The 13197-nt window shown below is 71.8% G+C and carries 9 protein-coding genes and 2 pseudogenes; 6 read left to right on the forward strand and 5 right to left on the reverse strand.

Annotated elements, in window-relative coordinates:
* The first annotated feature begins 1 nt into the window (after window position 1).
* Entirely contained in the window at window positions 2-1384 is a 1383-nt protein-coding gene (locus ACTWP9_RS10335) for an erythromycin esterase family protein (protein WP_443245740.1), read from the forward strand.
* Between the two features lie 9 nt (window positions 1385-1393).
* On the opposite strand, the gene ACTWP9_RS10340 is transcribed toward ACTWP9_RS10335, so the two are convergent.
* Window positions 1394-2767 (reverse strand): B12-binding domain-containing radical SAM protein, encoded by a 1374-nt coding sequence (locus ACTWP9_RS10340; protein ID WP_443245741.1) that lies wholly within the window; start codon window positions 2765-2767, stop codon window positions 1394-1396.
* A gap of 238 nt (window positions 2768-3005) precedes the next feature.
* Between ACTWP9_RS10340 and bla the strand changes: the two genes are divergently transcribed.
* Window positions 3006-3959 carry a class A beta-lactamase gene (gene bla / locus ACTWP9_RS10345; protein WP_443245742.1) on the forward strand — a complete coding sequence of 318 codons (954 nt, stop codon included), beginning with the start codon at window positions 3006-3008 and terminating at the stop codon, window positions 3957-3959.
* A gap of 211 nt (window positions 3960-4170) precedes the next feature.
* On the opposite strand, the gene ACTWP9_RS10350 is transcribed toward bla, so the two are convergent.
* Window positions 4171-4566: an STAS domain-containing protein gene (locus tag ACTWP9_RS10350; RefSeq protein ID WP_443245743.1), complete on the reverse strand. Its 396-nt coding sequence runs from the start codon at window positions 4564-4566 to the stop codon at window positions 4171-4173.
* Window positions 4567-4851: 285 nt separating this feature from the next.
* Here ACTWP9_RS10350 and ACTWP9_RS10355 point away from each other — a divergent pair, with 285 nt between their 5' ends.
* Window positions 4852-5760, forward strand: coding sequence for a universal stress protein (locus ACTWP9_RS10355; RefSeq protein WP_443245744.1), 909 nt, complete (start codon window positions 4852-4854; stop codon window positions 5758-5760).
* A gap of 69 nt (window positions 5761-5829) precedes the next feature.
* Here the strand turns inward: ACTWP9_RS10355 and ACTWP9_RS10360 are convergent, their stop codons facing one another.
* Window positions 5830-7605 (reverse strand): 2-isopropylmalate synthase, encoded by a 1776-nt coding sequence (locus tag ACTWP9_RS10360; protein WP_443245745.1) that lies wholly within the window; start codon window positions 7603-7605, stop codon window positions 5830-5832.
* A 413-nt stretch (window positions 7606-8018) separates the two neighbouring features.
* Here ACTWP9_RS10360 and ACTWP9_RS10365 point away from each other — a divergent pair.
* From ACTWP9_RS10365 to ACTWP9_RS10375, 3 genes and pseudogenes are all read left to right on the forward strand, one after another.
* Window positions 8019-8201 (forward strand): annotated as a pseudogene (locus ACTWP9_RS10365) (SDR family oxidoreductase); the annotation flags it as partial.
* A gap of 130 nt (window positions 8202-8331) precedes the next feature.
* The gene (locus ACTWP9_RS10370; protein ID WP_443245746.1) at window positions 8332-9531 is read left to right on the forward strand and encodes a low temperature requirement protein A; all 1200 of its coding nucleotides are present in this window, start codon (window positions 8332-8334) and stop codon (window positions 9529-9531) included.
* Between the two features lie 150 nt (window positions 9532-9681).
* Window positions 9682-9783, forward strand: a pseudogene (locus ACTWP9_RS10375) (hypothetical protein); the annotation flags it as partial.
* A gap of 227 nt (window positions 9784-10010) precedes the next feature.
* On the opposite strand, the gene ACTWP9_RS10380 reads toward ACTWP9_RS10375, so the two are convergent.
* Window positions 10011-11513: an MFS transporter gene (locus ACTWP9_RS10380; protein ID WP_443245747.1), complete on the reverse strand. Its 1503-nt coding sequence runs from the start codon at window positions 11511-11513 to the stop codon at window positions 10011-10013.
* A gap of 127 nt (window positions 11514-11640) precedes the next feature.
* Window positions 11641-13026 carry a hypothetical protein gene (locus ACTWP9_RS10385; protein WP_443245748.1) on the reverse strand — a complete coding sequence of 462 codons (1386 nt, stop codon included), beginning with the start codon at window positions 13024-13026 and terminating at the stop codon, window positions 11641-11643.
* Window positions 13027-13197 lie beyond the last annotated feature (171 nt).

Here is a 13197-nt window from a genome sequence, read left to right on the forward strand (position 1 = left end):
GATGGCAGCGACATCTGACGGCGACGCTCCGAGGACGCTCGACCGGATCCGGGCCGACGCGCTGCCTCTGACGGGTACTGATTCGCTCGATCCGCTGCTGGAGCACATCGGTGACTCCCGCTACGTGCTGGTGGGCGAGGCATCCCACGGCACCACGGGCTTCTACCGGTGGCGCGCGCTGCTCACCCGCCGGCTGATCGAGGAGAAGGGCTTCTCGTTCGTGGCGGTCGAGGGGGACTGGCCCGACTGCCAGGCGCTGCACTGCGCCGTCACGGCTGCGCCGGGAGCCCCCGCGGATCCGGTCGAGGTCCTGGAGAACTTCGACCGGTGGCCGACGTGGATGTGGGCCAACTCCGAGGTGGCGACGTTCAGCCGCTGGCTGCGCGACTACAACACGACGGTGGCACCCTCCCGGCCGGTGGGCTTCTTCGGACTGGACGTGTACTCGCTGTGGGAGTCGCTGCGAGCTGTCCTCGATCATCTGCGGGAGCACGTGCCGGACCAGGTGGAGGCCGCGCTGGAGGCGTACCGCTGCTTCGAGCCGTACGCGGCGGACCCCGAGACCTACGCCATGGCCACCCGCCTGGTGCCGGCCGGCTGCGAGCGGGAGGTCCTCGGTCTGCTGACCCGGCTGCGTGGCCGGGCCGGGGCGGCACGGACGGCGGACGGGAGCCTGGCCGACTTCGCCGCCCGGCAGAACGCCGAGGTGCTGGCCGGAGCCGAGCGGTACTACCGCGCCGTGATCGGCGGCGGCCCGGAGGCGTGGAACATCCGCGACCACCACATGGCCGACACCCTCGACCGGCTGATGGAGCACCACGGACCCGACGCGAAGGCGGTGGTCTGGGCGCACAACACCCATGTCGGCGACGCACGGGCGACGGACATGGCCGATGTCGGCATGGTCAACCTCGGCCAGCTCGTCCGTGAGCGCCACGACGCGGAGGGCGTCACCCTGGTGGGCTTCAGCTCGTACCAGGGCTCGGTCGTCGCGGCCCCTCGCTGGGCGGACACGCCGCGGGTGATGCGCGTACCGCCGGCCAACGAAGGCAGCCTCGAGCACGTTCTGCACCTCGCTCTGGCGGACCGCCCGCTCACGGAGCGTTCTCTGGAGGACGGGCGGGCGCTCTTCCTCATCCCGCGCGGTCACCGCAGCGGGGTGCCCATCAATGGCGGCTCCGAGTGGCTGTGGCGGCGCCTGGAGCACCGGGCCGTCGGCGTGGTCTACGACCCACGGCGCGAAAGGTGGGGCAACTACGTGCCCACCGTGCTGGGGGAGCGCTACGACGCTCTGCTCCACCTCGACCACTCCGAGGCCCTCACCCCTCTGCCGTCCGCACCCGTCGGCGAGGGCGAGCAAGTCACCTGGCCCAGCGGGGTGTAGCGGGCAGCGTCAGCCGGTCGCCGACCGGCCGCCGAACGCGCCGAGGGTGCGCTCCAGCAAGGGGAGTGCGCGTACCACCCGGCGGCTGCGGATCAGCGCGTCCCAGGCGGGTTCGAACTTCTTCCAGCCGCCCGCGTACGCCAGGTGCCGCAGCCGTTCGTGCCCGCCGGGCTGGACCGCGGCACCCCGCCAGATGTTCCGCCAGCGGTAGAAGTCGCGGTACGCACGCCAGTAGCCGTCCTCCAGCTGACGGGCCGTCATGCCGCGTGGCCGGAAGACGACATGGCGGGTGTCGTACAGGTCCCAGTCCTGGTGGAGTATCCGGTCCTCGGCGGCCAGTTGCCGCCACAGACCGGTGGAGGGGTACGGGGTCATGATGTGGAACGTGGCTGTCTCGATGCCCTGCTCCACGGCCCACTCGACGGTGCGGTCGAAGACGTCTGGGCCGTCCTGGTCCAGCCCGAAGACGAAGCTGGCGTTGACCATGACTCCTGCGTCGTGGAGGCGGCGGACGGCGGCGGAGTAGTCGCGGCCGATGTTCTGGTTCTTGCGGCGCTCGGCGAGATTGGCGTCGTTGACCGTCTCGAACCCGACGAAGAGGCTGCGCAGCCCGGCGGCCTGCGCCCGCTCCAGCAGATCCGGCTCCAGTACGGACTTCACGGTGGCGGCCGCCTGCCACAGCCTGCCCATACCGGCCATGCCGTCGAACAGAGCGGTGGCGAACCGGCGGTTGCCGAGCAGATGGTCGTCGAGGAAGTACAGATGCCGCCCCGGCAGCCGGTCGATCTCGGCGAGCGCGTCGTCGACCGCCTGGGTGTAGAAGGACTTGCCGCCCTCGAAGAAGGCGTCCTTGTAGCAGAAGTCGCAGTGGTGCGGGCAACCGCGTGAGACCACCAGGGAGTTCGGCACCAGATACAGCTGCCGCTTGATCAGGTCGCGCCGCACCGGCGGCAGGCCCTCCAGCGTGCGCTGCGGCCCGGAGTCGTACCGCCGTGCGGGGACACCGTCCCGGAACTCCTTCAGGAACCGCGGCCAGGCGTCCTCACCCGGCCCGGTGAAGACGGTGTCGGCGTGCGCCGCGGCCTCGTCGGGCAGCGAGGTGACGTGCAGCCCGCCCATCGCCACGTGCGCGCCCCGGGCGCGGAAGTGGTCGGCTATCTCGTACGCACGCCGCGCCGAGGTGATGTACGGCTGAAGAACGAGCAGCTCGGGGGTCTCCAGGGCGGCGAGGTCGAGCCGCTCGACATGTTCGTCGTACAGCTCCACCTCGTCGTCGGGGCCGAGGTAGCCGGCCAGGGTGGCCAGGCCGAGCGGCGGGAAGAGGGAGTACTTGACGGGCCGGAAGAGCGGGCTGGTCGCCTCCGTCAGAGCGGGAAGAATCATCGTGACGCGCATAACCCATGGACAACGCCCGCCACCGCCCCGGTTCCGAAGCGGTGAGGTGCCGGCCCGGCGGCGCGGAGCTCAGAGGGTGCACCCTCGTCCCGCCGGACCGCGCTGAGCAGCCGGGTCATATCGCGCGGCATACTGGCGAAGTTGCTGATCAAGGCGCAAGTCGCCCTGCGCAGCGAACTCTCGACGCCGTCCTTCATGGCGAAGCTGACCCGCTGGAGCCAGGCAGATGCCCTTCCGTACGTCTCTCGAACAGCCCGGCCTGTCCCGCCGCTCGTTGGTGCTGGCAGCCGCCCTGCTGCCGCTGGCGGGATGCCGGACGGACCACCGTCCGGACTCGGACTCCAGGCCCTCCCCGACGCCCACTCGCCGCTCTCGGGCTGCACCGTCCGCGTCCGCGCACCGCGCGCGATTCGCCACGCTCGAGCGCAAGTACGGCGCCCGGCTCGGTGTGTACGCCCTGGAAACCGGCACCGGCGCCACGATGGCGTACCGCGCGGACGAGCGGTTCGCGTTCTGCTCCACCTTCAAGGCGTTCGCCGCGGCGGCCGTCCTGCACCGGAACCCCCTCGGTCACCTGGACAAACGTGTCAGGTACAGCAAGGCCGATGTCGACTCCATCTCGCCGGTCACCGAGAAGCACATCGCGACCGGGATGACCATCAGGCAGCTGTGTGATGCCGCCGTCCGCTACAGCGACGGCACCGCCGGCAATCTGCTGATGCGCGACCTCGGCGGCCCGAAGCAACTGACCGCCTATCTGCGCGGACTCGGCGACAAGGTCAGCCGTATGGACAACTACGAGCCCGAGTTGAACAGGGACCGGCCAGGGGACCCGCGCGACACCACCACGCCCGAGGCGATCGCCACCGACCTCCGCGAACTCGTGCTGGGTGACGCGCTGACCGGCGACAAACGCGCCCTGCTCAAGGACTGGCTCCTGAGCAACACCACCAGCGTGGGCGAGAAGCGCATCCGGGCCGGGGTTCCCCGGGGCTGGAAGGTGGCCGACAAGACCGGAACCGGCAACTGGGGCAGGGCCAACGACATCGCCGTCGTGTGGCCGCCCAACAAAGCCCCGCTCGTGATGGCTGTCCTGTCCGACCGGCCCGGATACGACTCCTCGCCCAAGGACGCCCTGATCGCCGAGACCGCCGAGCAGCTCGTGCGCGGTCTCAGCTGAGAGCGCTCGCTCGCTGCATGTGTACGTACAAGTCGGCCGGTTGCGTACCCCGGCCGACGCGTACGGGTCACCGGGCGGGGCATGAGGCGTGGCCCTCCGGGGCGCTGCGCGCCGCACTCCTCAGCCGCCGGCACATCGACCTCCACCCCGGGAGCCTCGCACTGCCGCGCCTGTCCCAACTCGCCCTCGGACGAGCAGCCGCAGTGGCCGGTCAACTCGTGGTGGCGGGGGGACGTATGTTCTCGCCGGGGTTGGTGCTCAGGGCCTCGGGCAGGCGCGGATGCACCTCGAAGAGACCGGCCAGGCCGGTGTGCTTGAGGATGCGCAGGAAGTGGCTGCTGCCGGTGACGAGCCGCAGTCGCCCTCCTCGCGCCAGGGTACGGTTTCTCGCCCGGCACAGAAGGCGTAGCCCGCTGCAATCCATGAAGGAAACGGACCGCAGATCGAGCACCAGATCGGGATGCGGCCCCGCGGTCAGCCGGTCGAGCCGGGCCGCGAGGAACGGCGCCGTACGGATGTCGATCTCGCCGCGCAGCTCCATGACAGTCACGCCGCCGTCGAGGCGTTCCGTGTGGCCGGGCGCGGACTCCAGGATGTTCTCGCACATGACCGAAGGAAAGCCGTGCCGGCAGGTCGCGCGGTAGGGCCGGTCGGTACCGCGCCTGTGTTCGGATGAGGCGGACGGCGCTCAGTTCCGCCGCAGGCGGCTTTCTCCGCCGGGGACGCGCCGCATCGGCCGGCCGGCGCCGTCCCGCTCACCGGAGTTGCCCACCACGGGGCGGAGTGCGGCCATGAGGTGGCCGGACGGGCTCTCTCCGGGACCTGCGGCCCCTGTCCTGCGGCCACTTCCCTGCCGACTCTGGGGGAGACCCCGATACGAGAGGTGGACGCCATGTCCCGCAATGTGACCGTGGGCCTCGACGGCTCGCCCGAAAGCCGGGCCGCCGCCGAATGGGCCGCGCGCGAGGCTCAGCTGCTCGGTCTGCCACTGCGGCTGCTCCACGTCCGCGAGCCGGCTCCCGCACCCTTTACGCAGACCCGGCTGCTGGTCGGTGCCGAGCCGCGGCAGCGCTGGACCGACCGGATGGCCGACGAGACGGCCGACGGCATCCGACTGCGCCATTCCGGACCGGAGGTGACCGTCGAACAGATCGAGGGCCCGCCCGCCGAGCTGCTGACGGCCGCGGCGAAGGACGCCGAACTGCTGGTCCTCGGCTCCCGCGGACTGAGCGGGATCGGCGGATTCCTGGTCGGCTCGGTGGGACTGGCCGTGGCTGCGGATGTCGAGCGGCCTGTGGTCTTCGTACGGGCCCGAGAACAGGCGTCCGACGAGCACGACATGGACCCCGCCGGTATCCCGTCCGCCGCGACCGCCTTCCGCCCGGTCGTCCTCGGGCTGGATGCCGACAGCCCCAACGACGCCGTGCTCGCCTTCGCTTTCGAGGAGGCCGCCCGGCGCGGCGCCGCCGTACGGGCCGTCCACGCCTGGAAGTTGCCGCCCTACTACGTCTACGGCATGTCCGCGGTGCTCGGTCTGCACAAGGAGCTCGCCCGCGAGAAGGCGGCCGAGATCACCGAGGCACTGCGCCCGTGGTGCCAGAAGTACCCGGATGTGGAGGTCATCGAGGAATCCCGGATCGGCAGCCCCGCCGACCACCTGGTCAAAGCCTCGTACGACGGTTCGCTGGTCGTCGTCGGCCGCCGCACCCGGCACGGCCGTGCCGGCGCCCGCGTCGGCTCGGTCACCCACGCGGTCCTGCACCACGCCGCCGTGCCGGTGGCCGTGGTCGCACACGGCTGAGGCGCATTTCGGCAGAGTCCGGCTCCGGGGCGGTCGCCCGCACACTCGGTGCGGCGACCGCCCCGCCCGTCACAGGGCCCGGTTGACCGCGGCAAGCACCGCCCGTACGGACGCGGTCAGCACGGAGGTGTCACGGCCCGCGCCCCAGCGCTCCTGGTCGCCGGTGCGGCAGGACGCGTAGGCCATGGCGGGGCTGTCCGGACCGGCCGTGGTGGCGTGCTGGACGAAATCCAGCACGGTGACGGACATCCCGGCGCCCTCCAGGGCGCGGGTGAAGGCGGACAGCGGACCGTTGCCGGTGCCCTCGTACCAGCCGGGCCGTACCCCATGGCCGCTCAGCCAGCAGGTGAACCGGTGCTCGCCGGGCGCTGTCTCCTCGGTGCTCCAGGACTCCAGCAGCAGCGACCCCGCCTCGCCGGGTTCCAGATACGCCGCCGAGAACAGCTCCCACAGCTCCTTCGGCGTCGCCTCGCGTCCGCTGTGGTCGGTGGCCTCCTGCACGATGCGGGAGAAGTCGGCGCGCAGCTGGGCGGGCAGCTCCACACCATGATGGGTGTACAGCAGATGGCCGATCCCGCCCTTGCCGGACTGGCTGTTGACGCGGATGACGGCCTCGTAACTGCGGCCCAGGTCCGCCGGGTCCACCGGCAGATACGGCACTTCCCAGGGCGCCTCCGCCTCGGACACCCCCAACTCGGCGGCCTGCCGCCCGTGGTGGGCGAAGCCCTTGCTGATGGCGTCCTGATGGGTTCCGGAGAACGCCGTGTGCACCAGTTCACCGCCGTAGGGATGGCGGGGGTGTACGGGGAGCTGGTTGCAGTGCTCGACGGTGCTGCGGACGGTGTCCAGCTCCGAGAGGTCGATCATCGGGTCGACGCCCTGCGTGTACAGATTGAGGGCGAGCGTCACCAGATCGACGTTGCCGGTGCGCTCCCCGTTGCCGAACAGACAGCCCTCCACGCGCTGCGCACCCGCCAGCACGGCCAGTTCGGCGCAGGCGACGCCGGTGCCGCGGTCGTTGTGCGGGTGGACGGAGAGGATGACGGCGTCACGGCGGGACAGATTGTGGTGTGCGTACTCGATCTGGTCGGCGTAGACGTTGGGCGTGGCGATCTCGACGGTCGCCGGGAGGTTGTGGATGACCGGCCGGTCCGGCGACGCGTCCCACAGCTCGGTCAGCTCGTTGCACAACCCCAGCACATAGTCGGGCTCGGTCAGTACGAACACCTCGGGGGAGAACTCGAACCGGATGTGCTGCGCCGGGCGCGCGTCCGCCAGCCGCGCCAGCTGCTCGGCCGCTTCCCGTACGAGTGCCCGCACCTCTCCCCGCCCGCGGCCGAGTACGACGTCCCGCCACACCGGCGCGGTGGGCGTGTAGAGGTGGACGACGACGCGCGGCAGCCCCTCGACGGAGGCGAAGGTGCGCTCGATCAGCTCCTGCCGCGCGGGGGTGAAGACGACGACCGTCACATCGTCGGGCACCGCGCCGGAAGTGGCCAGATGGCGGACGAAGTCGAAGTCGGTGCGGCTCGCCGACGGATAGGCGACCTCGATCTCCTTGAAGCCGAGCCGGACCAGCATGTCGAACATCAGCCGCTTGCGTTCCGTCCCCATCGGCTCGGCCAGCGCCTGGTTGCCGTCCCGCAGATCGACCGGGACCCACAGCGGGGCCTGTTCGGTGCGGGCGTTCGGCCAGTCGCGCTGTGCGCCGGGAGCGGACTGGGGGAGTTGGACCCGCTCGTGGGCGGGACGGTAGCGGTGGAACGGCATACCGCTGGGGCGCTGCGGATTCCAGGAGGGTGCCCCGGCCGGGGCGACGGGTGAGGGGGTATGACGAGTGTGCATCTGTCTGCGGCCTTCCTCGGCACGGTCGTTGGGAGACCGGCAGCACGGCACCCCACGGCGGGGTGCCGGTCGGTCAGACCCCGCCGCGGCAGCCGAGAAGAAGAAGCCCGCAGACGATCATGCCGGGCATGCAAGCACACCTCGCGCCTCGCCTGCAACAGGCTTTCTCCGTGCGGATTCCTGTGCGAAAGCGATGGTGCGTGCTGTGGGCCGTACGGCGTCGCGGCGAACGACGACCGGGTAGGGGGTCCCTCCGGCCTGCCTCGGGCCCGATGCCCGAAATGTCTGCTTAGTCTCGTCGATAGCTGTGATCAGGTCGGTCACCAGCGATGACGTGAAGGAGCGCCGGGCATGGCCGAGAACACGCTGCCGAACAAGGTCGCGCTCATCGGCGGGAAGAGAAGAACCTGGGCCTGCTCGCGGCCTTCACCGACGGCTACTCCACCTACGCCGGTGGCAAGGCGCCGCTGGAGCACTTCACACGGGCCGCGGCCAAGGAGTTCGCCGACCGCAGGATCTCGGTGAACGTCGTGGCGCCCGGGCCGATGGACACGCCGTTCTTCCACCCGCAGGAGACCCCGGAGCGGGTGGAGTTCCGCACGGAAGCCTCCCAGCACGGCCCGCCGGGAGACGGCCGCCCCGGCAGCCGGCGGCGATGACGTCCCGAATGCGGCCCACGGCGCGGTGACAGCACACAGTACGCAGGACATATGGCGGGAGAGGCAGATGAGCGGAGGCGACAGCTTCGCGGAGCGGACCGGGGCGCTGCGGCGGGTGATGCGGGGCCGGGACCCGGGCGAGGAGCACCGGGCGGCCACCCCGCTGGAGCTGCTGTTCGATCTGACGTTCGTGGTCGCGGTCGCGCAGGCCGCCGACCAGCTTCACCATGCCCTGGCGGAGGGGCACGTCGGGTCCGGGCTCATCGGCTATGCCGCGGTGTTCTTCGCAATCTGGTGGGCGTGGATGAACTTCAGCTGGTTCGCCTCCGCCTACGACACCGACGACGTGCTCTACCGGTTGCTGACCCTGCTTCAGATGGCGGGCGTGCTGGTGCTGGCCGCGGGGGTGCCCGAGGCATTCCAGGACGGCGACTTCTCGGTGGTCGTGGTCGGTTACGTCATCATGCGCATCGCGATGATCGCCCAGTGGCTCCGGGCCGCGGCCGAGCACTCCGCGGGCCGTGGTGCCGCGCTGCGCTACGCCGCGGGGATCGCCGTGGTGCAGTGCGGCTGGATCGCCCGGCTGTGGGCGTCCGGCGTGTGGGCACCGGTCACCTTTGTGCTGCTGGTGGTGGTGGAGCTGGCGGTACCGGCATGGGCAGAGTCCCGGGGCCGGGCCACCAGCTGGCACCCCGGGCATATCGCCGAGCGGTACGGGTTGTTCACCATCATCGTGCTCGGCGAGGTGATCCTCGCCAGTCTCAACGCCGTCCAGTCGGCCGTGACCGACCACGGCCTGTCCGCCCATGTGCTGCTGATCGCCCTCGGCGGGCTGCTGCTTGTCTTCGCGCTGTGGTGGATCTACTTCACCGGCAGCGACGCCGTGCTGGCCAACCTGCGTACCGCGCTGGTGTGGGGCTACGGGCACTACGTCGTCTTCGCCGCGCTCGCCGCGCTGGGCTCCGGGCTGGAGGTGGCCCTCGATGCGACCGAGCACCACGCACATCTCTCCGAGCGGGCCGCCGGCCTGGCCGTGGCCGTACCCGTGGTGACCGTGCAGCTCGTGCTGGGCGTACTGCACCCGCTGACCGGCACCGGCGCCGTGGGGCACGGCCTGCTGGTGGTGGCCGGTGCCCTCGTCGTGCTGGCCCTCGGCTTCAGCTCACCCGCGCTGGGCCTGGGCGGCGCGGTGCTCGGCATGGGGCTGGCCGTCGCTGCGACCCTGACCGCGAACACGGTCGCCCTCCGCCGCCGTGCAAGGGCGTGAGCCCGGCGCTCGCTCACCGGCGCGGGCGGCGGCCCCTCAGCCCAGTGCTTCGTCCACCGCCTGGTCGAGTTCGGCCCGCAGCTATCTGCACTGGCGCCGCGTCCCGCGTCGGGCCCGCGCATCCGGCATACCCGGCATGTGCCGGTGCTGGTGGCTGGCGGCGGACCGGTCGGTCTGTCCACGGCGCTGTTCCTGACCCGCTGGAGAGTGCGCCCGCTCGTGGTGGACAAGAGGGGCCCCGCCTCGGCGCCCCCGCGCGCGGGGAACGAATGCGGCGCTGTCCTGGTGCGCCCCGACGGTTCGTGGCCTGGTGCGCCGAGGCTCCCGGCTCGGCGCCGGAAACCTCTCTGCGGCAGACGCTGGGGAGCCTCCTGGGCCGGACCGGCTGACGCGGCAGCCGCGGGGCGGCAGGGTTCAGCCGCGTTCCCTGCCGCCCCCGGCCTCGTGGACGAGGGGAAGGCGGATCCGGAAAGCGGGGCTCAGACCAGGGCCTCGGCGGTCTCCGCCGGTGCTTCGGTGGCCCGCCGCTCCGGCGGCGATTGCTCGGCCCGTGGCAGCAGGCCGACGAGCAGCACAGAGGCGGCGGTGAGCGCGGCTGCGGCCAGATAGGCGGCGGCGTAGCCGTCGGCGAGCTGCCCCGGGGTGGGCCGGGCGTTGTGCGCGGTGGTCGCACCGGCGGCGACGGCGCCGAGTACGGCGAGGCCGAGCGCGCCCCCGATCTGCCGCGAGGTGTTGACCAGCCCGGCCACCACCCCGGCTTCCCGCGCGGCGCCACCGGTGGTCGCGGCGTCGGTCAGCGGGGTCATCAGCAGGCCGATCCCGGTGGCCATCAGGAGGCCCGGGCCCAGGATCGCGCCGAGGAAGGTGCCGTCCGCGGTCAGTACGAGCCCCTGCCAGCCGAAGCCGGCCGTCGTCACCACGCCGCCCACGGCCACCATCGTGCGGGTACCGAACCGGGACATCAGCCGGGGCGCCACCTTGGAGCCGACGATGACCCCCGCGGTGTGCGGCAGGAAGGAGCCCCCCGCGCGGACGGCGGAGTAGCCCAGCACGTTCTGCATGTAGAGGGACAGGAAGTACCACATCGCGAAGGCGCCGGTCATCGCGACGAAAGTCACCACGTTGCCCGCCGCGACGGCGCGCAGCCTGAACAGCCGGAGCGGCACGAGCGGTTCGGCGGTGCGCGCCTCGACCGCCACGAAGGCGCCCAGCGCCAGCAGCCCGCCGACCAGCGGCACCAGCACCCCGGCGCTGCCCCAGGAGTGCGACTCGGTGCGGCCGATGCCGTACGCGAGTGCCGCGACGCCGACGGTCACCAGCGCCGCACCGGGCAGATCCAGGCCCCGGCGGGCGGTCTTCTCGTGCCGTTCCCGCAGCCCGAGCAGGACCACGGCGACGACGAGCACCCCCACGGGGACGTTGACCAGCAGCACCCACCGCCAGGACAGCAGATCCGTCAGCAGCCCGCCGACCAACCCGCCCGCTGCGCCGCCCGCCGTACCCACAGCGGCCCAGGTCGCGATCGCCCGGGTCCGCGCCGGTCCCTCCGGGAACGTGGAGGTCAGCAGCGAGAGCGTGACAGGTGCCAGGACGGCGGCCCCGATACCCTGCACCGCGCGCGCGGCGATCAGCATCTCCGCGTCCTGCGCGAGTCCACCCGCGAGGCTCGCAACGGTGAACAGGCCCAGGCCCACGAGGTAGACGGGCTTGCGGCCGAAGAGGTCGGCGGCCCGCCCGCCCAGCAGCAGGAAACCCGCGAAGGTCAGCGCATAGGCGTTCACGACCCATTGCAGCGTTGTGCTGCTCAGCGACAGTCCGTCCCGGATGCTGGGCAGTGCGACGTTGACGACGGACACGTCGAGGACGACGAGGAACTGGCCGATGCTGGAGGCGAGCACGACAGCCCACGCCCCGGCGGCGCGCCCGGACGCCGGGCCCTCCTTCGCAGGGATGCTCGATGACGGTGACGTTCTGGATGACATGACAGCCATCCTGGGTGCGGGGCCGCGCGTGGGCATCGGAACAAGGTCCCGCCTTCCACCGCACCTTCGCCCTAGGTAATCGGGCCTCCGCCTGCCTGGGCCTCGCACATGTCAGTGCGTCCGGCCCTCAGAGAGCAGCGGCCGAGGTGTGCCGCGTCAGGTGGACGATGTGACCACGGACCTCGCGGGCCTGTGGGTGCCGGCGGTAGGGCGCGAGGGAGCGGCGGACGGTGGTCAGAGCCGCGGTGGTACGGCGGGAGGCGGTGTGCGGGTAGTGCACGAACAGCTGCCGGCACTGGTCCAGCGCGGCCTCCAGCTCGCCGAGGGCGAGCAAGGTCTCGGCCAGCCGCGCGTGGGTGAGGACGAGTGCGATGTGGTGGGCGGGCGGGCGTACGGCCAGCGATTCCCGGAAGGCGGCGACGGCTTCGGCCCGGTCGCCCAGTGACAGCAGGACTTCCCCGCGCTGATATTGGAACCCGGCCGGCGGATACCGCGTGAAGGGGCCGAGAGGTGCGGCGACGGCGTCGGATTCCGCTTCGTGGGAGCGCTCGGCGGCCAGCAGATCCGCGAGTGCCGCATTGCGCTCCCCGGCGGCTGCCCGCACCACCGCGCGCCCCGCATGGAGATAGCACCGCACGTGGGAGGTCGCGGTGGGAGCCGCCACCTCCAAGGCCGCCTGCGTCCACTGCCGGGCGCGTGCCATGTCGTCCCGGCGCAGGGCGAGCACTGCCATGGTGCGCAGGGTGATCGCGTAGATGTTCCGGTCGTCCGCCCGGTGCGCCAGGTCGAGCGCTGACCGGTAGCAGTGGTAGCCGAGGTTCGGCAGCCCCGCATCGGCAGCCATCGTGCCCAGCAGATGCATCAGGCAGGCGCTGCCGGTCAGCACCGTGGGATCGGCCGCCTCACCGTCCGGGGCCGGCACCAGACGCGGGGTGACGTCGTCGGCGATGTAGGCGCCCAGCGCCGAACGCGCATGTGCGCCACCGTACTTCTCGGCCAGGTCGGCGAAGACGGTGACCATGTCCGCCAGGCGCGCGTCGGCGTACGGAGTCCCGCCCTGCGCCACACCGACCGGCCGGTCGGTCTGCGGCCCGGTCGCAGGCGCCCAGGCGGGCAGCCGGCTGTCGACGGCGGTGAGCATCTCCTGGTTGAGAGCCAGTCGCCGGGCGGGGTCCGCATCGGCGTCGCACAGCGCGGACAGCCGTTCCACCAGGTCGCCGGTTCTCAGCACCGCGTCGGTCGAGGTCCCGGCAGCGGTGGTGCTTTCCAGCCCCGTCTCGCCGAGGGGTACGGCGCGGCCTAGGCGCCGCCCGAACACCTGGGCCACAAGGCCGGGAACCGGCGGGCGGGGCCGGGACCCCTCCAGCCAGTGGGCGACAGCCGTCCGGTCGTAGCGCAGCCGCAGGCCGTACTTGGTCCCCAGGGCGTTGACCGCGCGGGCCAGTTCACCGGCGCTCCACCCGGACTCCGCGAGCAGCGCGGCAAGTTGCCGGTTCGGACTGCGAGGGCTCATGGGAGTCTCCTGGCTCACTCCGCCCGGTCACGCAGGTCCGGGGCTTTCAACGCGTTCACGCCTAGGTGACCGGAACCGGTCAGCATCGCGCCTCTGCTTGTGCTTCGGTGGAGGCATACCCGGTCGGAACCCTTTCCGCCTGGACCGGGGGCATTTCCGGACTCTACGCAC

Origin of the sequence: Streptomyces sp. 3N207 (assembly GCF_052246355.1) — a bacterium.
Classification (GTDB): domain Bacteria; phylum Actinomycetota; class Actinomycetes; order Streptomycetales; family Streptomycetaceae; genus Streptomyces.

What these genes read in the sequence shown, in the direction of transcription:
- ACTWP9_RS10335 (WP_443245740.1), top strand. Translation starts at nt 2, where the DNA reads ATGGCAGCGACATCTGACGGCGACGCTCCGAGGACGCTCGACCGGATC.
- ACTWP9_RS10340 (WP_443245741.1), bottom strand. Translation starts at nt 2,767, where the DNA reads ATGATTCTTCCCGCTCTGACGGAGGCGACCAGCCCGCTCTTCCGGCCC.
- bla (WP_443245742.1), top strand. Translation starts at nt 3,006, where the DNA reads ATGCCCTTCCGTACGTCTCTCGAACAGCCCGGCCTGTCCCGCCGCTCG.
- ACTWP9_RS10350 (WP_443245743.1), bottom strand. Translation starts at nt 4,566, where the DNA reads ATGTGCGAGAACATCCTGGAGTCCGCGCCCGGCCACACGGAACGCCTC.
- ACTWP9_RS10355 (WP_443245744.1), top strand. Translation starts at nt 4,852, where the DNA reads ATGTCCCGCAATGTGACCGTGGGCCTCGACGGCTCGCCCGAAAGCCGG.
- ACTWP9_RS10360 (WP_443245745.1), bottom strand. Translation starts at nt 7,605, where the DNA reads ATGCACACTCGTCATACCCCCTCACCCGTCGCCCCGGCCGGGGCACCC.
- ACTWP9_RS10370 (WP_443245746.1), top strand. Translation starts at nt 8,332, where the DNA reads ATGAGCGGAGGCGACAGCTTCGCGGAGCGGACCGGGGCGCTGCGGCGG.
- ACTWP9_RS10380 (WP_443245747.1), bottom strand. Translation starts at nt 11,513, where the DNA reads ATGTCATCCAGAACGTCACCGTCATCGAGCATCCCTGCGAAGGAGGGC.
- ACTWP9_RS10385 (WP_443245748.1), bottom strand. Translation starts at nt 13,026, where the DNA reads ATGAGCCCTCGCAGTCCGAACCGGCAACTTGCCGCGCTGCTCGCGGAG.